This is a genomic window from Amaricoccus tamworthensis, from assembly GCF_049800875.1.
Classification (GTDB): domain Bacteria; phylum Pseudomonadota; class Alphaproteobacteria; order Rhodobacterales; family Rhodobacteraceae; genus Amaricoccus; species Amaricoccus tamworthensis.
The window spans coordinates 639,614-664,329 of sequence record NZ_JBNAFV010000001.1; the positions used below are offsets into that span (position 1 = coordinate 639,614).

Below are 24,716 nucleotides of genomic sequence, written 5' to 3' on the forward strand. Positions count from 1 at the left end.
TCAACACAACCGCGTCCGCGCCGTCCTGCGGGCAATCCGCCGTGTCCGAACGGGCAATCCACACCGCCCCGCAGGCCACGTGCCCTGACTGAAAAAGGGAAAGCCAGACAGGCATGATTTTTTCGGAAAACGCACGCAAATCAGATACATATCTTCGCCACACCACCCGGAGCGCGCTGCTTGCCTGCACTTCCCTGCTGGCCTTGAGCACCGGTACAGCCCAGGCGGATTCACCCAGGGGCGGCAGGGTCGTCACCGGCAACGCGGAAATCCACCACTCGGACGGCACCACGACCGTTAACCAGTCTTCCAATCGCGCCGTCATCGACTGGCGCAGCTTCGATGTCGGGCGCGACAACCATGTGGTATTTGATCAGCCCGGCCGCGACTCGGCCACCCTGAACCGCGTCCATTCCGGTCATGCCAGCGCAATCGACGGCGCAATCACCGCCCCGGGCACGGTCATCATCCAAAACACGGCAGGCGTCATCTTCTCCGGCACGGCCCGCCTCGATGTGGGCGGTCTGGTCGCCACCAGCCAGCAGGTCGATGCCAGTCACTTCGACCGCACCGGCAACTACCGTATCGGCGGGGGCGAGCTTTCGGGCGCCGAGGTGGTCAATGAGGGCCGCATCACCGTGGGCGAAGCCGGACTGGCTGCTTTAGTCGGTCGCGACGTCAAAAACCACGGCGCAATTGTCGCCCGCCGCGGCACCGTGGCCCTCGCCTCCGGCACACGGACAACCATCGATCTCTCCGGCGACGGCACCTTCCAGATCGCGACCTCCGGGCGCTCAGCCGATGGCGGCGTCGAACATACCGGTTCCATAAACGCCTCTGAAGGAACGGTCCTGATCACGGCCGGCGGAATATCCGGCGCTCTGAACAGCGCCATCAACACCAGCGGCGTCATCCGCGCGACCTCCTCCTCCGGTCAGGGCGGAACCATACGCCTGGAGGGACGCGGCAACGGTACCGTGCGCATCGGCGGCACGGTCAGTGCCGGCGGCGCGACCACCGGCGGCAATGTCGACATCACAGGCCAATCCGTTCACCTGACGTCGGACGCCCGCGTGAACGTCCGCGGCGGCCAGGATGGCGGTACTGCCCGGATCGGAGGTGGCCTGCGCGGCGCCGGCGATCTGGCCGAGGCGGATACGGTCACCATTGACAACGGCGCCCGCATCAACGCCACGGGAACGACCGGCGACGGCGGTACGGTCGTCGCCTGGTCCGGGGACGGCACCTGGTTTGACGGCATCATCAGGGCGGGCGGCGGCACGACCGGCGGATTTATCGAGACATCCGGCAAATACCAGCTTGGCATAGGTGTCCATGCCGACGTGTCCGCAGGCCCTGGAGGCCAGTGGCTGCTCGACCCGAGAGACGTCATCATCACCGATGGTGGCAGCGACGCGTCAGGCGGCGTGAACAATCCCACCGATGGCGATGGGCCGTGGTTTGTCGATGCGGAGGCACTGGAAAACACGCTCGCTGGCGGCACCGACGTGACCATCAACACGGACGCCACCGGCACGGTAGCCGGCGACCCGGGCGCGCAGCAGGCCGGCGACATCACCATCGCCGAACAGATCCGTTGGGAAGGCCTCGGCTCACTCACCCTCAGCGCGGACCGCGATGTAGTCGCGAATGACAGGGTGGCACCCGAATTTGGCAGCCTCACACTCGAAGCCGGACGGGACATCGTCGTAAACGAACGCCTGCAGTCGCGGGACAACGGAAATATCACCCTGACCGCCGACCGGGACATCACAATCAACGAAAACGTGCGCACGCTTGACGAGGGCATCCTGTCGATGACCGCCACCACCGGCGACGTTCTCATCGGAGACAATGGATCAAGCAGCACGATTGTATCGACTGTCGAGGGGCCGCTCTTCATCAACGCTCCCAACGGTTCCGTGGTGGCAGGCGCAAACGCCGCGGCCGAGCGGGCGACCAACATTCAGGTCTATGCCCGGCGCGGCAATGCCGAGATTACCGCAGGGGACGCCATCCGGATCGAGGGCGGTGTCGCCAACAATCAGTGGGTTCGCGTGGGCCGCTCCAGCAGCAGTGGTGAGACCTCCCTCACCGCCCCGACCGTCCAGATCGTAGGCGGAACGGGATCCAACTCCTCCGCTGAACTGCAGGTGGGCCGCGACGGGCATCTTTCCGTCGATGCGGATTTTATTCTGCTCTCAAACGCGGGCGAGCCGGAAAATGCCGAAATCTCAGCGCTCCGCGGCGGTTCGCTGACGCTTCGGGCACAAAACCAGATCTGGGACGGCGAGGTCCGCTCCGGCACGGGCGCGGACAATGGCGGCGAAGTAAACCTTGAGGGCCATATCAGCGCCCTCGTCCAACCCACCTTCAGCCTGGACGAGGATGCCAGCTTCACCCTCTCCGGCGACAGCTCCTACACCGGAACCGCTCCACTGTCCGTCAGCACCACACTGTCCGGAACCATTGACATTTCCGGCCCGGTTGTAGCTCCGGAGATCTCCCTACTGGCCGAGGAAATGGTTGCCCTGCGCACCGGGACGCAGCTTATGGGAACCAACCCGGGCGACAGCGTGGTGGTCGCCGCCGGTCGCAGGTTCATCAACGAGTCCGGCCCCGAGGCGCTGCTGACCGTCGATCCCAATTCCCGCTGGCTGCTCTACATGGACGAATTCGACGGTATGGAAGGCACCGAGCCTGGGCCGAGGGAATTCGACATATACGGCCGGCCCTTTGCCACCAATCCGCCCTTCTCGATCAATCTTGGCGGAAACCGCATTATCTATGGCGAGCAGCCCGTCCTGACCCTCACGGCAGATTCCTTCACCAAGCCCTACGGCAACGAGGTTGAGGCCACCTGGTCCGTCTCCGGACTGCGACCGGGTGACAGCCTGGACAGCGTCCTCGCCGCCGGCCCGGACACGTACAGCGAGGGCACGGATGCGGATGCGCCGGTCGGCAGCTACGTCTCCGATATTGAGGCCACACCATCCAACCGCGGCTACCTCGTGACCCTCGTGGATGGCGTCATCACCGTCGATCCCGCAACCCTCACGGTCACAGCCAACGACGCAACCCGCCTCTACGGTGCGCCAAATCCGGAGTTCACCGCTGAGATCACCGGTTTCGTCAACGGCGAGGATGCGGGCGACCTGACGGGCGACATCACCCTCACCACCCAAGCGGCCGAGACCTCAGACGTGGGAACCTACGCAATCACGCCGCAGGCCGAGCCCGAGAGCAATTACATCTTCAGCTTTGTTGACGGCACGCTCACCGTCACCCCCGCTGACCTGACCATCACCGCCAACGACGCCAGCCGGACATACGGAGCCGCCAACCCCGCCCTGACCGCCGATTTTGACGGCCTTGTGGCCGGTGACAGCGCAACCGACCTCGACGGCAGCCTGACCGTGACAACCGCCGCGGACGCCTCCGCCGATGCCGGCGAATACGGTATTACGGCGAGCGGCATCACCGACGGCAACTATCACATCACATATGTCGACGGCACTCTCGCGGTCACGCCAGCGGACCTGACAATCACCGCGGACAACGCGAACCGCACCTACGGCGCCAACAATCCCGAATTCACGGCCGCCATGTCGGGCTTCGTGAACGGCGATACGGCCGACGACCTTGCGGGCGACCTTGCCTTTGCAACATCCGCATCGAGCGGCTCCAGCGTCGGCGACTACGGCGTGTCCCCGTCGGGCCTCGCCAGCGGCAATTACGACATCACCTGGGTCGATGGCACCCTGACGGTCAATCCTGCGGAACTCACCGTCAGCGTCGACGACGCCGTGCGTAACGCGGGCCGAACCAACCCCGAATTCACGGCGAGTTTCAGCGGCTTCGCGGTCGGCGATGACCCGTCCGATCTCGACGGGACACTTGTCATGACCACAGAGGCCAACGCGACAAGCCCCGCCGGCGAGTACACCATCTCCGGCTCCGGCCTCACCTCATCGAATTACGGCCTGAGCTATGTGGACGGCAGTCTCACCGTGCTGCCCGCCGCACCTCCCGACGCGGAAGGAGCCACCTCAACAACCGGGACCACCCGCGCCCTGCAGCATGGCGCCGAGCCCCTGACGCCCGGAGACGCAAGCTTCCGCACGACCGAAATCGACGCGCCGCCCGCCGCCTCCGACACGTTCGGTCTCTCCTACTCCCTCGGCGAAATCGTGCAGCTTGCGCCCGAGGGCGAGGCACCCGCCGCCACCGCCGCACCGACCGCGCCAAACACCGCCACTGAGGGATTTGTCCCGGCTTCAGGCACGGCCGCGGACGACACCGAAGGCTTTGTGCCCGCTTCAGGCCAGGCACAGCCCGGTGATGAACCGGAAGAGATCGACGGCACCTGTTCCGGCGCCATCAGCCGTGGTGCCGCCACCGATGCGAACTGTGCACGCCGAACAGTACCGGAATCCTACTGGACCACCTCTGGCGGAGGCTTCAACTGATGAACCGCACGGCTCTTTCCGCATCCGCGATTGCCCTTGGAATGCCCCTTGGCGCTTTGGGCCAGCCCGCCGACCTGCTGCCCCCGGACCCGTCGGTCCTTCCGGCTCCGGAACGCGAGGTCTCCGCCGAACCCGCACCCGGCCCCACCGGACCGGTCGACATCGCCGAAAAAACAACGGCACCCGGCCTCGTTCTGAACGGCATCAGCCTCGATGGAGCGACCGCCCTGCCCATCGACCGGCTCAAACCAATCTGGGCGGACCTGATCGGCTCCACGGTGACGGTCGCGACCCTCGAGAACGTGGCCCAGCGCATCGGTGCCACCTACCGCGCCGAAGGCTACATACTCACCCAGGCCATCCTCCCCGAACAAACGGTGGTAAACGGCATCGTCCGCATTCTCGTGGTCGAAGGCTTCATAAACAACGTCGAGATCACCACCGACAACGCCGCACAGCAGCGCCTCGCCCAACGCTATTTCACACCAATCCCGGAGGACCGCCCCCTGCGCCTCTCCACGCTGGAACGCGGCGTTCTTCTCTCGCGCGACAGTTTCGGCGCCTCGGTTGAAACCGTGCTCGAGCCGTCGCCGGACACGTTTGGTGCGGCAAATCTGGGTGTGCTGATTGAACCGCAGCCCACTTCCTGGTTTACCACGCTCGACAACCGCGGGTCCCGGCTCTACGGCACCTGGACTCTCAGCGGCGGATCGCGGAGCTACAACCTATTGGGCCTGAACGAGCGCATCGACAGCCTGGTGACGGTCGCGCCTGACAACCTCTCCATCGCCTATGGCTCCGCCACGGTCGAAATACCACTCGCGGCCCTGTCCGGAACCGTCCTCGACGGCGCACGCATGGAGTTGTCGGGGAACATCTCCCGCTCCGATCCGGACCTGACCCAAAGCGGCACGCCGGAGGAACTCACCGTCACCCTGGACGAAAGCAACCTGCGTCTTGGCATGACCGTCCCGTTCATCCGCACACGCTCACAAAACCTGTTTGGCCGCGTTGGCATTGGCTTCCGCCAGAGCGACAGCGCCACCGATTTCGACGCGGAAACAGGTACGGAGACCACCGACGAAACCGACAGACTGGTGGTTCTCGACATGCGCGCGACCTGGGACATTGCCGACGATTTCGGCGGCGTCACCCTGCTCGACGCAGCCATCCGCAAGGGTCTGGACGTGGGCGGTGCACGCATCGACTATGACGGCCCGGACCAGCCCGACGTCGATTTTATTCTCGCCACCGCCAACCTCTCCCGGCTTCAGCGCCTCGGTACCGACGGCTGGGCTCTCTGGGGTGAGATAATCGGTCAGTACGCGGCCGACATCCTGCCCAACTCGGAACGGTTCTCGCTCGGCAACGGAACCATCGGACGCGGTTTCGCGCCCGGCAACACGTCAGGGGATTCCGGCTTCGGCCTGCGTGTCGAGGTCCGCAAAAACCTTTACGAAAGCGTGGTGAAACGGCACCTCGAAGCCACACAGCTCTACGCTTTCGGAGACTACGGACGCGCCCGTGACCGCTCGGAAGACCGCGACGGCGAACAGTGGGAAACGCTCGCCTCCGTCGGCATCGGCGCCCGCATCGACATCCGCCCCTGGCTCACGCTAACGCCGGAGATCGCCCACCAGGTGCGCGGGCAGGCAAACGACACGACCGACACCGGCCACGAGACGCGCTTCTACATCGGAGCGGTCGCGCGTTTCTGACGCGAAAGTGCGCTCCATGGCCCCCGGGGGCGCGGAAATTCCCCTTTCCGCGCCTCAATCCGTGTCCCACCGGCCTCCGACGCTGGACCTGCATCAACCTATCCCCTAGAACGCGGAGAAGGCTGTAGTTTCCGGAGTTCCAGAATGCGCATTCTCCTCACCAACGACGACGGCATTTCGGCACCGGGGCTGAAGGTCGCTGAGGAAATTGCGGCCAGCATCGCAGGCCCGGAAGATGAGGTCTGGGTCGTGGCCCCCGCGTTCGAACAGTCCGCCGTCTCGCACTGCGTCTCTTACGTCCGCGCCATGCGCATCGAACCCCTTGGACCCCGGCGTTTCGCCGTTGAAGGCTCCCCGGCCGACTGCGCCATTGCGGGCATTCTCGACGTCATGGGCGGCGAGCCCCCCGACCTGCTGATTTCCGGCGTCAACCGGGGCCACAACGTGGCCGAGGACACACTTTATTCAGGTACGATTGGCGGCGCGCTAGAAGGCATGTTTCAGGGCGTCAAATCCATCGCCCTGTCCCAGTATTATGGACCCGACCACGGCGAGGGAAAGGACGCGTTTGATTCCTCCCGCGCCCATGGAGCCGAAGTCGTCCGCAGCCTGCTCGAGGCCGACCGCTGGACCGACCGCGGACGCGGTGTGCTCTACAACGTGAATTTCCCCGCCGTCACGGCCGAGGCCACCAGGGGCATCAAAACCACCTTTCAGGGCAGCCGCCCCGGCCCCACCTTTGGCGTGCAGCCACAGACCGCCCCCAATGGGCGCAGATACCTCTGGCTTACACATAACCACGGCAATGCCGCGGTTGCCGAGGGCGGCGACGCCCGTGAATGTCACGATGGCTGGATCACGGTCACCCCGCTGGTCCCGGATCTGACCGCCCATGACATGATCGACCCTCTCTCTCAAACACTAAACCGGTCCTGGGGTGCCAATGGAGGACTTTGAACGGCAGATGCAGTTCGTGTTTCAGCTGCGCTCGCGCGGTGTAACGAACTCCGACGTTCTCAAGGCCATGGAGGCCACCAAACGCGAGCCGTTTGTCGAGGGGATTTTCCAGGACCGCTCCTTCGAGGACACGCCCCTGCCCATCTCCTGCGGCCAGACCATCAGTCAGCCCACCGTGGTTGGCCTGATGACCCAGGCGCTGGAGGTCACGCATCGATGCAAGGTGCTTGAGATCGGCACCGGCTCCGGCTACCAGGCCGCGATCCTGTCCCACCTCGCCCGCCGCGTTTACTCCGTCGAACGCCACCAGCGCCTCGCCCGCACCGCGCGCGAACTCCTGATGCGACTGGGCCGCCACAATATCACCGTTGTGCATGGCGACGGCTCGCTCGGACTGCCGGAACAGGCCCCTTTCGACCGCATCCTTCTGACCGCCGCGGCGGAGGATCCACCACGCACCCTGACGGATCAGCTCCGCATGGGTGGCATCATGGTTCTACCTGTGGGGCAGAGCCATTCCATACAGACACTCATCAAGATTACACGCTCGGAATCCGGCCTCGATTACACCGAACTCGGATCCGTGAGGTTCGTTCCCCTTGTGGAAGGCGTGGCACATGATGTATTGGATTGACCAGTTCAGCCTGGGTTTGGGGAAACCACGATGAAATACAACCGCACCGCAACGCGGAAATCCGCGCTTGCCCCGGCCATCGCCGTAACCTGGGCCTTTGCCCTGCTGTCGGGCTGCGTTTCGGTCCCGAGCGGCGGTTCCTCCACACAGGCCGCGGCCCCCGCAGCCCCCAACCTGACCCCGGACGCCCGCGGCGTCATCACCTATGCCAGCTATCAGGTGGCGGTGGTACGCAGCGGCGACACCATCGACACCATCGCGCAGCGCATAGGCACGACACCCGCGGAAATCGCAAGCGCCAACGCGCTGCCGGAGAACTATATCCCGCGCGCGGGCGAGGTGCTTCTGCTGCCCGCCAGCGTCCCGCGTCCCACCACAACGGCCACCGGGTTTGACAACGGCCAGGTCGGAACCGAAACGCTCGACCAGTGGAGCCCCGATGCGGCCGCCGCCGCCATTGAGGGTGCCAACCCGCAGCAAACCCCATTCAACAACGGTCAGACCGAACCGCTCATCGACCCGGTCCGTCACCGTGTCGAGTCCGGCGAAACGGCATATTCCATCGCCCGGCTCTACGGCGTGTCCGTTACGGCGCTGGCCTCGTGGAACGGCCTCGGCCCAGATCTGATGGTACGTGAGAACCAGGAACTTCTGATTCCCATCGTCAGTGACGCGAATCGCATCTCCGGCTCCACCGACACTCAACCCGGTGAAACCACCGCCGTTGCAGCGCCCACCGCCGCGGCCGAACCGCTGCCCGAGGACGTCACCGCCGCCGCAAACCCGGAATCGCCCAATCTCAGCCAGTACCGCACACCCGCGGGCGGCAAACTCAGCGCACCTGTCTCCGCGGGCGTCACACGCGCCTATGACGCCGGCAGCCCCAATGGCGTCGGCTATTCCGTGCCCGCAGGCACCAGCGTGAAAGCCGCCGGCGACGGCACCGTCGCCCTCGTCTCGGAGGAAATCGGCGGTATGGGAACCATCGTGCTCATCCGTCATAATGACGACCTGATGACCACCTACAGCACCCTCTCGGACGTCACGGTCAGCAAGGACGACCCTGTCAGCGCCGGCCAGGTCATCGGCAAGGTCGCCGACCGCGACCGCCCCGAACTCCAGTTCGACGTCTTCCGCGGCGCCAACAGCGTGGACCCGACCCCATATATTCAGTAGCGGCCCCGAGGGGCTCCCTGTCCGGAATCCAGCACATGCAGGATTCCGGCGGACAACCCTGCGCCTCGCCTAAAAACTCATAAGTAATGAGAAGTCGCGGTCGGCGGGTCAGGCCTCACCCCTGCGACGACAGCCTTACGCCCCGGCGTCCGGCCAGATCCGTCACGTACTGCCAGGCGACGCGGCCCGAGCGGCCGCCGCGGGTCTGGCTCCATTCCACGGCCTCGGCGCGCAGGGTTTGATCGTCGATATCGATCCCGTAAGCGTCACAGTAGCCCCGGATCATGCTCAGGAAATTATCCTGATCGCAGGCGTGGAAGCCAAGCCACAATCCAAACCGGTCGGAAAGTGAAACCTTCTCCTCCACCGCCTCGGTCGGGTTGATGGAACTCTGCCGCTCATTCTCGATCATGTCGCGGGGCATCAGGTGCCGGCGGTTCGACGTGGCATAGAGCACCACGTTCTCCGGCCGCCCCTCGATACCGCCGTCAAGGACCGCCTTCAGGCTCTTGTAGTGGCTGTCATCCTTGTCGAAGGACAGGTCATCGCAAAACAGGATAAACCGGTTTGACGAGCCACGCAGGATGTTCAAAAGCCGCCCGATACTGGGCAGATCCTCACGCTGCAGCTCAATCAGTTTCACGCTCGGCGCCGCCTTCGCCGCCTCAGCATGAGCGGCCTTAACCAGGCTGGACTTGCCCATACCCCGCGCGCCCCAGAGCAGCACGTTGTTTGCCGGGAACCCCTTCGCAAACTGCATCGTATTGGCCAGAAGGGTATCACGGGACCGCTCAATCCCAACGAGAAGCCCGATATCAACCCTCGACACCACCGGCACCGGCTCCAGCCGGTCCGGCGACACGTGCCAGACAAACGCCTCCGCCGCATCCAGATCCGGTGTACCAATGCCCGGCGGGCTTATCCGTTCCAGAGCCTCGGCAATGCGCGTCATCGCGTCCTGTGACGCCATTACGCCTGATCCTTAGCCGCAGGCTCGGTGGAACCTGACCCATGCAGTTCCTCATCCCAGAGCCCCTGGGCTTTGAGCGAGGCTTCACGTCTCTTTTCCACGATCCTCACGAGGAAAATCGACACCTCATAGAGTCCGTAGACAACCGTAAACAGGATCACCTGGGTCACCACATCCGGCGGCGTCACGAGGGCGGCGAGCACCAGAATGCCCACCACCGCGTATTTGCGCATGTCGCCCAGCCCACTGGCCGAGACCAGCTCCGCCTTCCCCATCAGGGTCAGGAGAACGGGCAGCTGGAAACACAGACCGAACGCAATCACGAATTTCATGGTCAGACCAAGGTACTCGTTGATCGTACCCAGGAACTGAATGTTCACATCGTCCTGAACCATGTTGCCGCTGTCGTCGAACTGCTGAAAGCCGAGGAAGAAGTCAAAGGCCAGCGGCAGGACCACGTAATACGCAAACGCCGCGCCAAGCAGAAACAGGGCCGGTGAGGCAAGCAGGAACGGCAAAAACGCGTTCTTCTCCTGCCGGTACAGCCCCGGAGCCACAAACCGCCAAAGCTGAAACCCAATAACCGGGAAGGCCAGACAGAAGCCGCCAAACACCGAAATCCGGATCTGCGTCATGAAGCCCTGCTGCAGCCCGGTAAAAATCAGGTCCGGCTCCTGACCGTTGGCAATCAGAAGCTGCTGCAACGGACGGGCCAGGAAGTTGAAAATCGGACCGGCGACCATGAAGCAGAGGATCATACAGACCGCAAAAGCGGAAACCGACCAGATCAGCCGCGTGCGCAACTCCGCCAGATGCTCGATCAGCGGGGCTGTCGAGTCGTCAATATCGTCTTTGTTCATTTGCTGTCGGTTCCAGCCGGCTCTTTGGCCTGTGCTTCCGATGGTGCGGGCGTTGTTGCCGGAGCCTCACCCTCACCGCCGTCAGCCTTCGCCGGGGCCGCGGTGGTGCTGTTGTCTGGTTTATTGCCCTTGATAGTGTTCTCGGCGTATTTCCGGGCCGAACTCGTTGCGGAGTTCAAATTGAGCCGGTCCACGGATTTCAAACCATCCGCCGCCTCTTTCAGGCCGCTTTCATTTGCCGCCTGCTCCATGGAGCGCTGAAACTCCCGCGCCATGCCACGGGCCTTGCCGGCGAACTGACCAACCGTGCGAAACAGAGCAGGCAACTCTTTCGGGCCGACCACGATCAGCGCCACAATGGCAATAAGTACCAGTTCCGACCAACCAATGTCGAACATGTATCAGGCCCCGCCCGAACCAGTGTCAGGACTTAGACTTTTTCCTTTTCGGGCGTGATGTCACGCGCGTCGTCGGAGGCCTTGGAGGCGTTCTCGATCTCGTCGGTGCCTTCCTTGATGCCACGTTTGAAGCTGGTAATTCCCTTGCCAACCTCACCCATCAGGTTCGCGATTTTGCCTCGTCCGAACAGAACCAGCACCACGATGGCGATGAGAAGAAGACCCGCAGGTCCGATATTGTTAAGCATGTCTCTAACTCCCAGGGCGGACCACAACCGCCTTTTTGGCGCTCAGGTCCATTTACCGTCTACATATGGCGTCTTTAAGACGCATTCAAACCCGAATCAGCATTAACGCACACGGGAATCACGCAAAATAAGGATTTTCCACCCGGCTCTGCTTCTCGCAGGGGAACACAAAACACCGGTCCCGCCTCAGTGACAGCCACAGGGGAGTGCCGGGTTTCGGCAGGAAAACCCCAGGGATCGTGGCCTTGAGCGGTGAGCCATCGTGGTCCATTTCGAGGTCAACAATGCTCAGATTGCCCATAAACCGCGCCCGCGTGACCTTGCCACGCGCGGGAATACCGTCCGACGCCGTGGGGAGCGGGCCGCGCCCATTACGGTCGAAATCCATTTTCAGATGCTGCGGCCGGATGATGATCTCAACATCCGCATTATCCGTCAGACCGGGTGTCAGAAACTGACCAAACGGTGTTTCCGTCTGGAAGTCACGCACTACGCCGTGAATGACATTCACGTCTGAGAAAAACTCCGCGGCCTTACGGTCCACGGGCGCGTTGTAGATGTTGTACGGGCCACCCACCTGTAATATGCGCCCACCGCGCATCAGGGCGATCTGGTCGGCCATGCGCATGGCCTCTTCCGGCTCATGGGTCACCAGCATCACCGCCGTGCCCTCTTCGCGCAAAATCTCCAGTGTCTGGTCCCGGATGCCGTCCCGCAGACGGTTATCGAGCCCCGAAAACGGCTCATCCATCAGCAGGATCGACGGCCCGGGCGCCAGCGCCCGCACCAGTGCCACGCGCTGCTGCTCACCGCCTGAGAGCTGATGGGGATACCTGTCGCCATAGCCGCCAAGCCCAACCCGTTCGAGCAGTTCCTCAACCTTTGCCTTCCGCGCCGTGGTTGCCCCGTTCATGCCAAAGGCCACGTTGCGGCTGACCGTCAGGTGCGGAAAGAGCGCGAAGTCCTGGAACATCAGGCCGATGCCCCGTCCCTCTGGCGGAACATGAAGGTGTGGCCCGGAGACCAGTTCGCCATTGACCTCAACCGTGCCCGACACCTGGCGCTCGACACCCGCAGCAATCCGCAGAAGCGTCGACTTGCCGCAGCCCGAAGGCCCCAGCAGACAGGTCACCTCACCCTGACGCAGATCCAGGGACACCCCATCCAGCACCGCACCATCACCGTAATCGTGATGAATGTCGCTGACGGACAGGACGACCTCTGGCATCTTTGCCGGCTCAGTCATGGATCGCGCACCTCATATCTGATTAAATCAATCAGTCATTGGCGCAAATAACAACCGAAGGCATGTGAGGCAAGTATCAGATGGTGCTGTTGAACGCCCCGCCATCGAGCAGAATGTTCTGACCGATCATGAACCCGGCATGTTGCGAACACATGAAAGCACAGGTCGCCCCGAACTCTTTCGCACTGCCATACCGCCGCGCCGGAATGCCCTGCTCCCGACGTTTCCGGGCCTCCTCGATGGTAATGCCCTCGGACTTCGCGACACCGCCATCGAGGCTGTCGGCCCGGTCAGTCGCATGAATTCCTGGCAGAAGGTTGTTGATGACCACACCCTTCGGCGCGACCTGGCGGCTGGTCCCGGCGACAAACCCGGTCAACCCCGCACGCGCGGAGTTTGACAGCCCCAGAACGCCAATCGGCGACTTGACCGATGCGGACGTAATGTTGACCACACGGCCCCAGCCACGCTCGCACATGCCCGGCAGAAGAGCCTGCATCATGGCAATCGGCGCCAGCATGTTTGCGTCGAGCGCGGCAACAAAATCATCGCGCGACCAGTCATTCCACATGCCCGGCGGCGGACCGCCCGCGTTGTTGACAAGAATGTCCGCATCCGGTGCCGCGGCCAGAACCCGCTCGCGTCCATCGGGCGTGGTGATATCCGCGGCCACGGCCGTCACGTTGACGCCGTAGCCGTCGCGCAAATCGCCAGCCGTCTGCTCCAGGACGTCGGCATTGCGGGCGTTCAGGACCAGATCGACCCCCGCCTCGGCCAGCGCCTCCGCACATCCCCGGCCCAGTCCGCGCGACCCGGCGCAGACAATCGCACTGCGCCCCCTGATACCAAGATCCATCGGTGTTACCCCCTGTATGCAAATTTCGCGCACAGGCTATGCAGCATTGCCGGCCTCCGCAACCGGAAGCGCACACCGGTGGACGGAGATATGGGGACAACCGCCATTCAGACAAAACCACGGTAAATGCCGCTTAATGGTGAAGGAACGTTAATCTTTTATTTGAGCATAGCGTCATGTACCCCGGTATCCGCAAGTAAAGACGGGATTACATGTAATGATGGATTCAACCGGACGCACGGTACGGTCAGTATCTGCAATAACAAGGGGACCCGACGCGCTCACGCCCGCGTTCACCGATGAAACCGGGGCGGAAAAACCGGTGTCATCGATTGGAGAGACCGGCAACTTCACCTTCTACGACCAGTATGGTCGCTCCTATGTCTCCGAAACCAAAGGAGCGGAACGCTCCAACGGCTACATCGAGAGCCTGAAACCACAGGCGGCACTGACGTCAGAGACCGACAGAAAAATTTAAACTCCCGGCCATTTTTCCCAAAACTGCTCCCAAAGCAAATGGCCACTGACCCGGTTGCGGCACTCCCGTGACCGGGTCATAATGTTTTCACGGATGCGTTACACGGCGGCCGGGAACTGATTCCCCGTATAGCGACCGAAACGACAAACCGTATTAAAACCCTGACGCAACCAACTGTATTTCTTATTTTCTTTAACTTTCCAAAATTATCGGAATACCCGGTACGAAAAACCAAGACATATTTTCGCGATCGGCGGAGTCTCGCCAAGTTGACATCATTGTGTTAAAAACTGATTCAGGATTCGGGTGGAATTGTATTGTTGATATTACAGAAAACTTCTTTGGCCAGACAGGTTCTGGAACGGGCGCATGCAGACAGGTTTGAGTTGGCCTGGCGACCCTTGGACATTCCCGCAGTGATAGACGCCATCAGGGACGCGGACCTCGTTTCCCTTGGCGGCGATCCCCAGTTCCGGTTTCCGGACGGTTCAGTAGCTGAACTGCCCGACCACGGGATCGACATCACCTGCGTTGAAAACACACGCCTGTCCTGGGCACGTCAGGTTACGGATTCGGCGAACGAGGCCATGAGCCTGATCGGGGAAATTTCCCCCGAAGCGCTCGTGGAGCAGGGTTGGAGCCGTTTCTATCTTGCCTTCTCCGAGCAGAAGGCCGCCGGTTTTGATCCGGCTGACCACCTCTACATCACCTGGGAAAGCGCCGGCCGCGTTATGCCGGATCCAGACATCAAGCCGTTTTCGGCCCGCGAGCACGGTCTGCCGTCCCGCAAATGGCTCACGCCGGACCGGACCCGTAAAGCGGGCAGCCTGTCCTTCCTCGGCCTCTACTAACTCAACTCCGGATCAGGCCTTCTTCGGCAGCACCCGTTTCGCGACGGGTGCCACCAAATGCTCGACCACCGGGATCAGCACCGCGCCCGCGGCCAGTCCAAACAGTCCGGACGCCGCTGCGACGGTGAGCCATTCCACAGCGCCCCTGAACGACTCCGGCACCACACCGGCAAGCGCTACGGCAATGTCATGGATGACATGCTCCGGCCCCAAGATGCCGTAGACCTCCAGCCCGTGGATCAGAATACCGCCACCAACCCAAACCATGGCCGCCGTGCCAATAATGGCCAGCGCCTTGAGAAAATGCGGCATGAAAGTCACCAGCCCGCGCCCAAATCCGCGCAGGGCCGCCCGAAACACGCCCGGCCCTTTCTTCGCAGCCAGCGCCACGCCCACGTCATCGGCCTTCACGATCAGCGCCACGGATCCATACACCGCAAACGTAATGCCCACGCCCACCAGGGCCAGGGCCGCCGCCTTGCCTACGAAGCCCGCCTCAGGAATATTGGCAAGCGCAATCGCCATAATCTCCGCCGAGAGAATAAAGTCGGTACGGATCGCCCCGTTGACCTTCTTTTCCTCCAGCTCCTCGGGTGAAAGACCGGCGACGCCCACGGCCTCCTCATGCTTGTGGGCCGCGTCGTGGAAGAAGGCCTCAAACACCTTCTCCGCCCCCTCGTAACATAAATACATGCCGCCAAGCATCAGGAGCGGCGTGATGACCCAGGGCGCGACGACACTCAAAATCATCGCCGCAGGTAACAGGAAAATCAGCTTGTTCTTCAACGATCCTTTCGCGATCCGTGCCACAATCGGCAACTCGCGCTCGGCCGCAAACCCCACCACGTAGCGTGGCGTCACCGCGGCATCGTCAATCACAACGCCCGCGGATTTCGCCCCCGCCTTGGCCGCATTCGCCGCCACATCATCCAGCGACGCCGCCGCCACCTTGGCAATCGCCACCACATCATCCAGAAGCGCAATCAGTCCCGTAGCCAAATATCCGTCTCCCCGACCGTGTGGAGTTTAACTGCCCAAAACTAAACCGGTTCCAAAGAGGATTACCAGCCGCAGCAATACCACGCCCCATCCAACCGTTCCCCCCGGGGCGCCAGCCCCGGATCGTGGGCGGGACGGTTGAAAAGAATATAACCTTCCGTCCAAATGGCTCTCACCTTACCATGGCCTGCAGGCAATTACGGCCGAAGGATTTATTTATGGCAAACCGACAACATATTGAGTGGCTTCTGGAAGGCGTCGAGGCATGGAACGCGCGTAGGGAGCGGAAGAATTTCGATCCGGATTTCAGTCACACCGACTTGAGAAACGTTTTGCCTAGTACGGATGAGATCCCACCTAATTTCTTCTCTCCTCTGCGCGAAATGAACTTGAACGAATGTGATTTTAGCAATTCGAAAATGAACAAAGCACACCTCTCAGGCGTGCGGTTTTATAACTCAAACTTCCTTGGAACGGATTTAAATGGCGCCAACTTGAGCCATACAACAAACATTGATGGGAACTTTCGATCCACCAATTTTGACAGTTCGATTCTGAGAGCATGCACATTTTCTGGACTGGCCACGTCCTCGACAAACTTCAAAAATGCGGATGTGAGGTCTATTTTTTCACCTGATCTTCCGGGAAGAGGAGCATTTTTGGTTACAAGTTTGGTGGAATTGGAGGGTCTGTCGCAAGGCCAACTAAACCTGATGATAGGTGATCGCGGAGTCAGATTGCCGCCGGGTTTGACCCACCCAAATCACTGGCCGGAGCCGCGCCCGCCTAACCACCTCACGGATGATTGGCACCCAACCGATGTTGAGGAAAGGTTTTCCAACATCGAAGCTCCAATCGATATCATCTGGACGCACGACGAGAGACACCGAAAAAACTATTTGGTTGCGGTCGATCCAACTCCAATTCGTGCTCTTCCGCCTGTACCACAAGAATCTCAAAAACAGCAGTTGAAGGCCGTTGGTCAATTAGCCGGCCAGATCAAGATTTCGATCCGCGCCTCTCAAACTGGCAATGTTGCCCCAATTATTGGCGACATAAGTTCCATTTTTGAGGCGATCGAGCGGGAGGTCAACAAGCCGGACGATCTCGTCCTTATTGTCGTTGTTAAGGCGAATATTCTTGCCCTTGAAAGGTTGGCTCCAAACCGGGAAGCGCTTTCTGATGTGGATCAGGCCCTTTTTGACGTTTTCATGACCGAGGCGAGGACGCTGCTAGGCCTCTACCCAATCCTCAGTCGGATAGAAGACCCTAATCACGCGGAACTCGTACCCGAAGAAAGTCTTGATGCCTCTCTCGCTGCAACAGAATACCTTATTGATCTTCTCACGTCCGAGCCAATTGAAACTGTTATCGGTCCCAGCTTACCGGGCGTGACAAGGGACTTAGCGATCTATCCGTGGAGCAGCGAGAGAAAAAAAGTAGCTGTATTCGCTGCTGTTGCGGTTCGGCTTAAACGCGCATTGGAAGATCGCCCACCATGGATGGATGGCTTGGCCACATACGCAACTATCATTTCCGCAGTCACAGCCCTGCTGGTAAAACTTTAAGTTTAAACATCGTCCTCATTCGCCCGGGTGCAATCCGCTCCGCGTCGATCAACCACCTCCAACACACCCAATTGCGCCCCGCCCCGCGCCCGACTATATCCCCCCCATGCTGGACACCGCCTCAAACACCCCGCCCCTGCCCGCCGAGATCGGGCGCCGCCGCACCTTTGCGATCATCTCGCATCCGGATGCGGGCAAGACCACCCTGACGGAGAAATTCCTCCTCTATGGTGGCGCCATCCAGATGGCCGGCCAGGTGCGCGCGAAGGGTGAGGCCCGCCGCACAAAATCCGACTTCCTCCAGATGGAGAAGGACCGGGGCATCTCCGTCTCCGCCTCCGCCATGTCCTTTCCCTTTCAGGACTACTGGTTCAACCTCGTGGACACGCCCGGCCACTCGGACTTCTCCGAGGACACATACCGCACCCTGACGGCGGTGGACGCGGCGGTGATGGTGATCGACGGCGCCAAAGGCGTTGAGAGCCAGACGCGCAAGCTCTTCGAGGTCTGCCGCATGCGCGACCTGCCCATCATGACCTTCTGCAACAAGATGGACCGCGAGGCCCGCGACACTTTCGAGATCATCGACGAGATCCAGCAGGAACTTCAACTCGACGTCTGCCCTGCCTCCTGGCCCATCGGTATGGGCCGCGATTTTCTCGGCTGCTACGACATGCTTAACGACCGGCTCGAACTGATGGACCGCGCCGACCGCAACAAACGCGCCGAGAGCATCTCCATGGACGGCCTCGACGACCCGCGCATGGCCGACCACATCCCCGAGAGCCTGCTCGAAACCCTCCGCGAGGAGGTCGAAATGGCCCGCGAACTGCTGCCGGAATTCGACCACAAAGCCATGCTTGAGGGCAACCTCTCCCCCATCTGGTTCGGCTCCGCCATCAACTCCTTCGGCGTCAACGAGCTGATGAAGGGCATCGGCGCCTTCGGCCCGCCGCCGCAGATCCGCCCCGCCCAGAGCCGCGCCGTCGGCCCGTGGGAAACGGACGTGAACGGCTTCGTTTTTAAGGTCCAGGCCAACATGGACCCCAAACACCGCGACCGCATCGCCTTCGTGCGCCTGTGCTCCGGCCATTTCAAACGCGGCATGAAGCTCAAACATGTGCGCTCGGGCAAACCCATGGCCATCGCCAACCCCATGCTGTTCCTGGCCCAGGACCGCGAGATCGCCGAGGACGCCTGGGCCGGCGACATCATCGGCATCCCAAACCACGGCCAACTGCGCATCGGTGACGCCCTGACCGAAGGCGAGGACCTGCGCTTCTCCGGCATACCGTCCTTCGCCCCGGAACTGCTGCAAAGCGTCCGGGCGGGCGACCCGATGAAGGCCAAGCATCTGGAAAAGGCCCTGACCCAGTTCGCTGAGGAAGGCGCCTCAAAGCTCTTCAAACCCACCATCGGCTCCGGCTGGATTGTAGGCGTCGTCGGCCCCCTCCAGTTCGAGGTTCTGGCGAGCCGCATCGAGCTTGAATACGGCCTGCCCGTGCGCTTCGAGCCGACCCAGTTCACCTCCGCCTCCTGGATCTCCGGTCCCCGCGACAAAATCGCGGAGTTCACCAAGGCCAACAAGGGCCAGATGGCCGAGGACCACGACGGCGACCCGGTCTACATGACCCGCCTGCAATGGGACATCGACCGCGTCACCCGCGACTGGCCCGACCTGAAACTGACCAACACCAAGGAAATGATGGTTTAGGGCGCGACCGCGACCGCGTCACTCCTCCGGCTGATCCCGTACCGCCATCATTTCCCGGCGCAGGATTTCGTTCATGCGGGTCTGATACCCCTTGCCCTGCGATTTCAGCCAGGCAAGCACATCGGCGTCCAGCCGCACCGTCACCTGTTTCTTCACGGGGCGATAAAGGCCGTCTGCGTCCCGCGCATCCGCCACAATCCGGATATTGGCCGGATCAGGCGGCACGAGCGATAAACCAAACTCCTCCGCAAGCACCTTTTTCTCACGCTCCGTCAAAGGCGGAAGATCACCGGGCGATCGGTCATCGGATGTCATGGCAGGCCTCCAAGAGGAAAAGGCGCGACAACAATCAGGACAGTCGCCGCCCGTGTAACTACGAAAATGTAACTACAAATCCACGACAACTCAACCTTGCAGGCTCGTTGCGTCAGATTCCGACAGCAGCCTATTCCCCGCCGTCGCCGTCCTGCCGCCCCAGATCCTTCGGATCAAACTCGTAATGCGCGCCGCAGAACTGACAGTCGGCGGTCACCACACCCTCATCCGTCACCATTCCGGCCACGTCCTCAGCCGAATAGCTGGCAAGCGAATCCACAACCTTTTCCGGCCCACAGGTGCAGCCAAACTCCACCGACTGGGCATCAAATATCCGGGGCTGCTCCTCATGGAACAGCCGGGTCAGCAGGGTCTCGGCGCCCACATGGGGACCAATCAGCTCGGTTTCCTCAACCGTATCGAGCAGTATCCCCGCCCGCGTCCAGTTCTCCGCATCATCGCCATCCAGAAAATCCTCCGGAGCGAGCAGACCATCCGGCCCGGACGCCTCCTGCACCGCAGAGGGCGAGCCCTTGGGCAACTGCTGCAGCATCACGCCACCACCGCGCCAGGCCGTCTCACCGCCCGGCTCGGTTGCCTCACCCATCGCCAGCGAAAACCGGGTCGGCAGCTGTTCGGACTGCGCGAAATAGGTCTCGGCACAGGAGGCCAGCGATCCACCCGCAATCGGCGTGATCCCCTGATAGGGTGACGTGCCCGGCCCCTGGTCGATCAACAGCCCAAACAGCCCCTCACCGAGCAGATCAATCGGCGCGGCCCCCGCCGCCGCCTCAAGCTCCGGCACGTCAAACGCGGCCCAGGCCCGCATCCGGGCGGCCTCTCCCTCCTTCTCCGGCGCGAAGTAATCGGCCGCAATCATCCGGATCGGCCCGTTGCCACGGATCTGGATCTGAAGCTTCCAGCGCAGTTTGACCGTCTGACCAATCATGGCCGCGAGCAAAGCCGCCTCCGCCACCAGCGCTGCAACAGGCGCCGGATAGGAATGCTGGCCCAGAATTTTGTCCAGAACCGTATCCACACGGGCCACGCGGCCACGGATGTCGGCGCGATCCAGCTGAAAGGGCAGGACTGTGTCATCCCACGCGATACGTGCGGCAAGGCTCATACGTCAAACTCCCAAAAAACAGAGCCTCCAAATAGGAATTCATGACCCCGATTGCAATTGCCCACCTTTACCACCCCGTCCGACCCGCCTACATCACACCCATGAGACGTTTTGGCGAACCGGTCGTGCCGGGCATGAACTACATCGACCGCCCCGGCGCCTATGCGGTGATCCGGGACGGCCGCGATGTTCTTATCACCCGCCAGGCGGACCCCACCCCCGATTTTCAGCTGCCCGGCGGCGGCATTGATCCCGGCGAAAGCCCCCTGCCCGCGTTACACCGCGAATGCCTTGAGGAAACCGGCTGGAAAATTCAGGTGGAGCGCAAACTTGGCGCTTTTCAGCGCTACGCCTGGCTGCCCGATTACAAATTCTGGGCGCGCAAGGTCTGCCACATCTACCTCGCCCGTCCGGTCCGCCGCATGGGCGAACCCACCGAACCCGGCCATTCCGCCCTCTGGATGTCCGTCGACGCCGCCAGTCGGCTTCTCGGCAACGCGGGCGACCGTCACTTCGTCACCCGGGGCTGAATCCCGCCCTCCACCCTTGCGGCCAGAGCCAATTCCGGCTTTGTAGTCTGCCAGGAATTGCGCGTGTGGAGGACCCCAAATGGCTCAAGGCATGAAACAGCTGATCCTGACGGCGGGGCTGTCCCTCCTGCTCCTGTCGGCCTGCGCCCCCACGCCACGCACCTTTGAGCAGACCCCGTCGCGCTCGCTAAACCAGCCAACCGGCACGCAGTTGTCGCGGGCGGTCGACGATCTCGGCAATCCCCACGACGGCCGCTCCGGCGTCCGGCTCATCGGCAACGGTGAGGAAGCCCTCGCCGCGCGCCTTGCGCTCGCACAATCCGCCGAACGGACCATCGACGCGCAATACTACCTCCTGCACAACGACCTCACCGGTCAGATTTTCGCCTGGAGCCTTCTGGAGGCCGCCGACCGGGGCGTACGCGTCCGCCTGCTTCTCGATGACATGGACACAAGCGGCTACGACGCCGTTACCGCCGCTCTCGACAGCCACGAGAACATCGAAATACGTCTCTTCAACCCCTTCTGGCGCGACCAGAGCCTGATTGCCGCCGGCCTCACGGATTTCCGGCGCATCAACCGCCGCATGCACAACAAATCCATGACGGCGGACAATGCCATGTCCATCGTCGGCGGGCGCAACATTGGCGACGAATACTTCCTCGCCAAGCGGGAGATGAATTACTCCGACATCGACCTGCTTCTGGCCGGACCGGTGGTGGACGAGGTCTCAAAGAACTTCGACGACTACTGGAACAGCCGCTTCGCCGTCCCCGCCCGAGCCGTCATAGGCGGCCCGTCCGAGGTCAGCCTCGAGGCGGCCCGCGCACGGCTGAATGAGATTATCGGAGACGCCCGCGACACCCAATACGCGGACGTCATCCGCGCAGCGGCGCAACAGAACTTCACGCGCGCAACCCTCAAACTCAACTGGGTTCCCGCGAAAATGTACTCGGACCCACCCACCAAAGCCGCCGGGGCCGAAGGAAGTGAGGAGTTTCTCGCCTCCCAGCTCACCGGCTACTTTGCCGATGCAAAATCAAAAGTCGAAATCATCTCCGCCTATTTCGTCCCCCGCGACAGCGGCACGAAATGGCTGCGCGACCTTGAGGCGCGGGGCGTGGAGGTTTCCATCGTCACAAACTCCCTCGCCTCCAATGACGTGAAACCCGTCTACGCCCACTACGCCAAAAAACGTCGCGCCCTGCTCGAAGGCGGCGTTGAACTCTACGAACTGCGTCCCGACGCGGACAGGGAGGCGCAGCGCGGCATCAACTGGGGCGAGTCCCGCTCCGGTCTCCACGCCAAAACCTTCACAATCGACGACCGCTACCTGTTCGTCGGCTCGTTCAACTGGGACCCCCGCTCGGTCAACATCAACACGGAAATGGGCATCCTGATCGACGCGCCGGAATTCACAGGCGCCGCGTCCCAGGCCTTCCGCGCTGTTCTCAGGAATGAGACCTACGCCGTCAGACTTGATGAGGATGGCACGGTCACGTGGACCGAATACAACCCCGATGGCACGCAGCGCATCTTCGACGACGAGCCAACGGGTTCCTCCTGGGAGCGCTTCATGGCCGATGTCTACGCCATCCTGCCCATCGGCTCCCAGCTCTAAATGGCGCGCTATTTACCAGCCAGAGGCCCCGCGCCCGGCCATCGCCTGGGCCGCGTCATCACGAGAGTCTCAGACCCCCGGTATTCCGACACGCGCAGCTTCCGGTACCCGACCTTCTCCGCCACCCGGATGGAAGCCGCGTGCTCGGGATCGAACAGACACACGGTCGTCGCAATTTCGATATTCGCATCCGCCCAGGCCGTGACCGCCTTTACCGCCTCGGTGGCATAACCCTGCCCGAACTCCTCCGAACGCAGCACCCAGCCCGCTTCCGGACGACCATTCAACGCCGGGGTAATCTCACGCCGGTAATCGGCGAACCCCGTCTCGCCCATGAAACGGCTGTCCTCCCGCGCGGTGATCGCCCAGTAGCCATACCCCCGCACCGACCAGTGCCCAGCGTAGCGCAGAAACCAGGTCCAGGTCTCCTCAGGTGTATATTCCTCGCCGGAAATGTAGCGCACCACCGCCGGATCGGCCCACATCGCGGCCATGGCATCGAAATCCTCCTCCCGATGCGCCCGCAACACCAGCCGTTCCGTCTCCAGAACCGGAACATTACTCACGCCCGGGCCGCCCGGCGCAAAACCGCATCGAGCCGCTCCAGATACCGGCCGCGATCGGCCTTAGAAAACGGTTTACCGCCACCCTGCCGAAACGGATCAGCCGCCCGTAAATCCGCCATCAGATCCCGCATCGCCAGCCTGTCGCCTACGTTTTCCCGCGAGAACTCCTGGCCGTCCGGCCCCAGCACCAGCGCTCCGGCCCCAACACAGCGCGCGGCCAGCGGCACATCGGCGGTGATGCACACGTCCCCCGCCCCGGCCCGCTCGGCAATCCACATGTCCGCCACATCCGCGCCCTGATCGACCACCACAATCCGCACCAGCGGATGCCGGCTCGGCCGCAACCCGCCATTGGTAACAAAAACCACCTCCACCTGATGCCGCTCCGCGACCTTCACGGTCTCGTCACGCACCGGACAGGCATCCGCATCAACGTAAATCACCGCCAATCCCCTCCGCTCAGACCTGCACCCGCGCAATCACCCAGGATACCGTCAGGATGCTGCACAGGGTCGAAAACAAAATGGCGGCCGAGACCCGCGACGGCGCCACCTGATAGTGTCGGGCAACAATGTAGATGTTCCCCGCGACCGGCAGGGCCGAGGCCGCCACCAGAACCGATGCCACATACGGGTCAACGTCAAACACGAAATAAACCGCAACCGCGACCATCGCCGGATGCAGCACCAGCTTGGCAAACGACAGCCACCCAGCCACGGAAACGCGCTCAGCCGATTTCGAAGCCAGGGACGCCCCGATAGCAAACAGGGCACAGGGCGTCGCCGCCGCTCCCAAAATGGCCAGAAACTGATTCACCGTATCCGGGATCGGAACCGCCCAACCCGAACAGAACAGGCCCAGCGCCATCGACACCACCATGGGGTTCTTCAACAGCCCCATAACCACCGGCTTCAGCACCGAAGGCGTCAGCCCCCCGCGTCCACTGCCTGTAATCAGAACAACCAAAAGACTGCCAAAGACGATCAGATCCACGGCAAGCATGATCATGATGGTGCCCACGGCCGCCTCCCCCATCAGGAGCGCCAGCATCGGAATACCCAGAAAGCCAATATTTCCGATCGACCCGCACTGCGCCTCTACCGCGGCTTCCGACACGGAACAGCCACGCATCAAAGCCACAACGGTCACCAGCAGATAAACCACAAGGGTCGCACCCAGATACGCCGCAATGGAGGTCAGATTAAACACATCGCCGAAACTGAGATTGGCGGCAAACCGAAAAATCATCGCCGACAGGGCGAAATAGAACACAAATTTCGTTATGTAACCGGTTGCTTCCTCGCTGAAAAAACCGGTCACACCAGCGCCCCAGCCCAGAGCGATGAGGCCAAAAAACGGCATGGTCTGAAGGAGGATCTCAATCATCGGGTACCCTTATGCGCAAATTAGGAAACG

The 24,716-nt window shown here is 62.1% G+C and carries 23 protein-coding genes; 11 read left to right on the forward strand and 12 right to left on the reverse strand.

What is annotated here, in order from left to right:
- Positions 1-113: 113 nt before the first annotated feature.
- The 5 genes from ACP15P_RS03050 to ACP15P_RS03070 all read left to right on the forward strand — a co-directional run bounded on the left by ACP15P_RS03050 (position 114) and on the right by ACP15P_RS03070 (position 8,954).
- Positions 114-4,469 (forward strand): MBG domain-containing protein, encoded by a 4,356-nt coding sequence (locus ACP15P_RS03050; RefSeq protein WP_424927018.1) that lies wholly within the window; start codon positions 114-116, stop codon positions 4,467-4,469.
- On the forward strand, positions 4,469-6,187 hold the full coding sequence (locus tag ACP15P_RS03055; protein ID WP_424927019.1) for a ShlB/FhaC/HecB family hemolysin secretion/activation protein: 1,719 nt from the start codon (positions 4,469-4,471) through the stop codon (positions 6,185-6,187). The genes ACP15P_RS03050 and ACP15P_RS03055 overlap by 1 nt, the downstream gene beginning before the upstream one ends.
- A 144-nt stretch (positions 6,188-6,331) precedes the next feature.
- Entirely contained in the window at positions 6,332-7,144 is an 813-nt protein-coding gene (gene surE, locus ACP15P_RS03060; RefSeq protein ID WP_424927020.1) for a 5'/3'-nucleotidase SurE, read from the forward strand.
- A complete protein-coding gene (locus ACP15P_RS03065) occupies positions 7,131-7,778 on the forward strand; it encodes a protein-L-isoaspartate(D-aspartate) O-methyltransferase (RefSeq protein WP_424927021.1) in 648 nt (215 codons plus the stop codon). The genes surE and ACP15P_RS03065 overlap by 14 nt, the downstream gene beginning before the upstream one ends.
- Positions 7,779-7,808: 30 nt before the next feature.
- On the forward strand, positions 7,809-8,954 hold the full coding sequence (locus ACP15P_RS03070; RefSeq protein WP_424927022.1) for a LysM peptidoglycan-binding domain-containing protein: 1,146 nt from the start codon (positions 7,809-7,811) through the stop codon (positions 8,952-8,954).
- A gap of 115 nt (positions 8,955-9,069) precedes the next feature.
- On the opposite strand, the gene ACP15P_RS03075 is transcribed toward ACP15P_RS03070, so the two are convergent.
- From ACP15P_RS03075 to ACP15P_RS03100, 6 genes are all read right to left on the reverse strand, one after another.
- Positions 9,070-9,924 carry an ATP-binding protein gene (locus ACP15P_RS03075; protein ID WP_424927023.1) on the reverse strand — a complete coding sequence of 285 codons (855 nt, stop codon included), beginning with the start codon at positions 9,922-9,924 and terminating at the stop codon, positions 9,070-9,072.
- The gene (tatC, locus tag ACP15P_RS03080) at positions 9,924-10,784 is read right to left on the reverse strand and encodes a twin-arginine translocase subunit TatC (protein ID WP_424927024.1); all 861 of its coding nucleotides are present in this window, start codon (positions 10,782-10,784) and stop codon (positions 9,924-9,926) included. Before tatC ends, ACP15P_RS03075 begins: the two co-directional genes overlap by 1 nt.
- Positions 10,781-11,182, reverse strand: coding sequence for a Sec-independent protein translocase protein TatB (gene tatB / locus ACP15P_RS03085; RefSeq protein ID WP_424927025.1), 402 nt, complete (start codon positions 11,180-11,182; stop codon positions 10,781-10,783). The genes tatC and tatB overlap by 4 nt, the downstream gene beginning before the upstream one ends.
- A 32-nt stretch (positions 11,183-11,214) precedes the next feature.
- Positions 11,215-11,430 (reverse strand): twin-arginine translocase TatA/TatE family subunit, encoded by a 216-nt coding sequence (locus ACP15P_RS03090; protein WP_424927026.1) that lies wholly within the window; start codon positions 11,428-11,430, stop codon positions 11,215-11,217.
- 118 nt (positions 11,431-11,548) lie between these two features.
- Positions 11,549-12,676, reverse strand: a complete 1,128-nt coding sequence (locus tag ACP15P_RS03095; RefSeq protein ID WP_424927027.1) for an ABC transporter ATP-binding protein — start codon at positions 12,674-12,676, stop codon at positions 11,549-11,551.
- 76 nt (positions 12,677-12,752) lie between these two features.
- On the reverse strand, positions 12,753-13,532 hold the full coding sequence (locus tag ACP15P_RS03100) for an SDR family oxidoreductase (protein ID WP_424927028.1): 780 nt from the start codon (positions 13,530-13,532) through the stop codon (positions 12,753-12,755).
- Between the two features lie 217 nt (positions 13,533-13,749).
- On the opposite strand from ACP15P_RS03100, the gene ACP15P_RS03105 reads away from it, so the two are divergent.
- On the forward strand, positions 13,750-14,010 hold the full coding sequence (locus ACP15P_RS03105) for a hypothetical protein (protein WP_424927029.1): 261 nt from the start codon (positions 13,750-13,752) through the stop codon (positions 14,008-14,010).
- A gap of 416 nt (positions 14,011-14,426) precedes the next feature.
- Complete coding sequence (locus ACP15P_RS03110; RefSeq protein ID WP_424927030.1) at positions 14,427-14,861, forward strand: hypothetical protein; 435 nt, start codon at positions 14,427-14,429, stop codon at positions 14,859-14,861.
- Positions 14,862-14,873: 12 nt separating this feature from the next.
- On the opposite strand, the gene ACP15P_RS03115 is transcribed toward ACP15P_RS03110, so the two are convergent.
- The gene (locus ACP15P_RS03115; RefSeq protein WP_424927031.1) at positions 14,874-15,860 is read right to left on the reverse strand and encodes a DUF808 domain-containing protein; all 987 of its coding nucleotides are present in this window, start codon (positions 15,858-15,860) and stop codon (positions 14,874-14,876) included.
- Positions 15,861-16,078: 218 nt separating this feature from the next.
- Between ACP15P_RS03115 and ACP15P_RS03120 the strand changes: the two genes are divergently transcribed.
- Positions 16,079-17,428 carry a pentapeptide repeat-containing protein gene (locus tag ACP15P_RS03120; RefSeq protein ID WP_424927032.1) on the forward strand — a complete coding sequence of 450 codons (1,350 nt, stop codon included), beginning with the start codon at positions 16,079-16,081 and terminating at the stop codon, positions 17,426-17,428.
- Positions 17,429-17,534: 106 nt separating this feature from the next.
- Positions 17,535-19,142 (forward strand): peptide chain release factor 3, encoded by a 1,608-nt coding sequence (locus ACP15P_RS03125; protein WP_424927033.1) that lies wholly within the window; start codon positions 17,535-17,537, stop codon positions 19,140-19,142.
- 18 nt (positions 19,143-19,160) lie between these two features.
- Here the strand turns inward: ACP15P_RS03125 and ACP15P_RS03130 are convergent, their stop codons facing one another.
- Both ACP15P_RS03130 and ACP15P_RS03135 read right to left on the reverse strand, forming a co-directional pair.
- Positions 19,161-19,457, reverse strand: a complete 297-nt coding sequence (locus ACP15P_RS03130; RefSeq protein WP_424927034.1) for a BrnA antitoxin family protein — start codon at positions 19,455-19,457, stop codon at positions 19,161-19,163.
- 130 nt (positions 19,458-19,587) lie between these two features.
- On the reverse strand, positions 19,588-20,583 hold the full coding sequence (locus tag ACP15P_RS03135) for an Hsp33 family molecular chaperone HslO (protein ID WP_424927035.1): 996 nt from the start codon (positions 20,581-20,583) through the stop codon (positions 19,588-19,590).
- 41 nt (positions 20,584-20,624) lie between these two features.
- Between ACP15P_RS03135 and ACP15P_RS03140 the strand changes: the two genes are divergently transcribed.
- Together ACP15P_RS03140 and ACP15P_RS03145 are read left to right on the forward strand one after the other, a co-directional pair.
- A complete protein-coding gene (locus ACP15P_RS03140) occupies positions 20,625-21,113 on the forward strand; it encodes an NUDIX hydrolase (protein WP_424927036.1) in 489 nt (162 codons plus the stop codon).
- 79 nt (positions 21,114-21,192) lie between these two features.
- Positions 21,193-22,734, forward strand: coding sequence for a phospholipase D family protein (locus tag ACP15P_RS03145; protein WP_424927037.1), 1,542 nt, complete (start codon positions 21,193-21,195; stop codon positions 22,732-22,734).
- 8 nt (positions 22,735-22,742) lie between these two features.
- Here the strand turns inward: ACP15P_RS03145 and ACP15P_RS03150 are convergent, their stop codons facing one another.
- The 3 genes from ACP15P_RS03150 to ACP15P_RS03160 are packed head-to-tail and all read right to left on the reverse strand — an operon-like array spanning position 22,743 to position 24,686.
- Complete coding sequence (locus ACP15P_RS03150) at positions 22,743-23,300, reverse strand: GNAT family N-acetyltransferase (RefSeq protein WP_424927038.1); 558 nt, start codon at positions 23,298-23,300, stop codon at positions 22,743-22,745.
- The gene (locus ACP15P_RS03155; protein WP_424927039.1) at positions 23,297-23,749 is read right to left on the reverse strand and encodes a YaiI/YqxD family protein; all 453 of its coding nucleotides are present in this window, start codon (positions 23,747-23,749) and stop codon (positions 23,297-23,299) included. The genes ACP15P_RS03150 and ACP15P_RS03155 overlap by 4 nt, the downstream gene beginning before the upstream one ends.
- A 10-nt stretch (positions 23,750-23,759) precedes the next feature.
- A complete protein-coding gene (locus tag ACP15P_RS03160; protein WP_424927040.1) occupies positions 23,760-24,686 on the reverse strand; it encodes an AEC family transporter in 927 nt (308 codons plus the stop codon).
- Positions 24,687-24,716: the final 30 nt, after the last annotated feature.

Bases quoted from the DNA above. Each gene is read 5' to 3' on its own strand.
- ACP15P_RS03050 (WP_424927018.1), top strand. From the start codon at position 114: ATGATTTTTTCGGAAAACGCACGCAAATCAGATACATATCTTCGCCAC.
- ACP15P_RS03055 (WP_424927019.1), top strand. From the start codon at position 4,469: ATGAACCGCACGGCTCTTTCCGCATCCGCGATTGCCCTTGGAATGCCC.
- surE (WP_424927020.1), top strand. From the start codon at position 6,332: ATGCGCATTCTCCTCACCAACGACGACGGCATTTCGGCACCGGGGCTG.
- ACP15P_RS03065 (WP_424927021.1), top strand. From the start codon at position 7,131: ATGGAGGACTTTGAACGGCAGATGCAGTTCGTGTTTCAGCTGCGCTCG.
- ACP15P_RS03070 (WP_424927022.1), top strand. From the start codon at position 7,809: ATGAAATACAACCGCACCGCAACGCGGAAATCCGCGCTTGCCCCGGCC.
- ACP15P_RS03075 (WP_424927023.1), bottom strand. From the start codon at position 9,924: ATGGCGTCACAGGACGCGATGACGCGCATTGCCGAGGCTCTGGAACGG.
- tatC (WP_424927024.1), bottom strand. From the start codon at position 10,784: ATGAACAAAGACGATATTGACGACTCGACAGCCCCGCTGATCGAGCAT.
- tatB (WP_424927025.1), bottom strand. From the start codon at position 11,182: ATGTTCGACATTGGTTGGTCGGAACTGGTACTTATTGCCATTGTGGCG.
- ACP15P_RS03090 (WP_424927026.1), bottom strand. From the start codon at position 11,430: ATGCTTAACAATATCGGACCTGCGGGTCTTCTTCTCATCGCCATCGTG.
- ACP15P_RS03095 (WP_424927027.1), bottom strand. From the start codon at position 12,676: ATGACTGAGCCGGCAAAGATGCCAGAGGTCGTCCTGTCCGTCAGCGAC.
- ACP15P_RS03100 (WP_424927028.1), bottom strand. From the start codon at position 13,532: ATGGATCTTGGTATCAGGGGGCGCAGTGCGATTGTCTGCGCCGGGTCG.
- ACP15P_RS03105 (WP_424927029.1), top strand. From the start codon at position 13,750: ATGATGGATTCAACCGGACGCACGGTACGGTCAGTATCTGCAATAACA.
- ACP15P_RS03120 (WP_424927032.1), top strand. From the start codon at position 16,079: ATGGCAAACCGACAACATATTGAGTGGCTTCTGGAAGGCGTCGAGGCA.
- ACP15P_RS03125 (WP_424927033.1), top strand. From the start codon at position 17,535: ATGCTGGACACCGCCTCAAACACCCCGCCCCTGCCCGCCGAGATCGGG.
- ACP15P_RS03130 (WP_424927034.1), bottom strand. From the start codon at position 19,457: ATGACATCCGATGACCGATCGCCCGGTGATCTTCCGCCTTTGACGGAG.
- ACP15P_RS03135 (WP_424927035.1), bottom strand. From the start codon at position 20,583: ATGAGCCTTGCCGCACGTATCGCGTGGGATGACACAGTCCTGCCCTTT.
- ACP15P_RS03140 (WP_424927036.1), top strand. From the start codon at position 20,625: ATGACCCCGATTGCAATTGCCCACCTTTACCACCCCGTCCGACCCGCC.
- ACP15P_RS03145 (WP_424927037.1), top strand. From the start codon at position 21,193: ATGGCTCAAGGCATGAAACAGCTGATCCTGACGGCGGGGCTGTCCCTC.
- ACP15P_RS03160 (WP_424927040.1), bottom strand. From the start codon at position 24,686: ATGATTGAGATCCTCCTTCAGACCATGCCGTTTTTTGGCCTCATCGCT.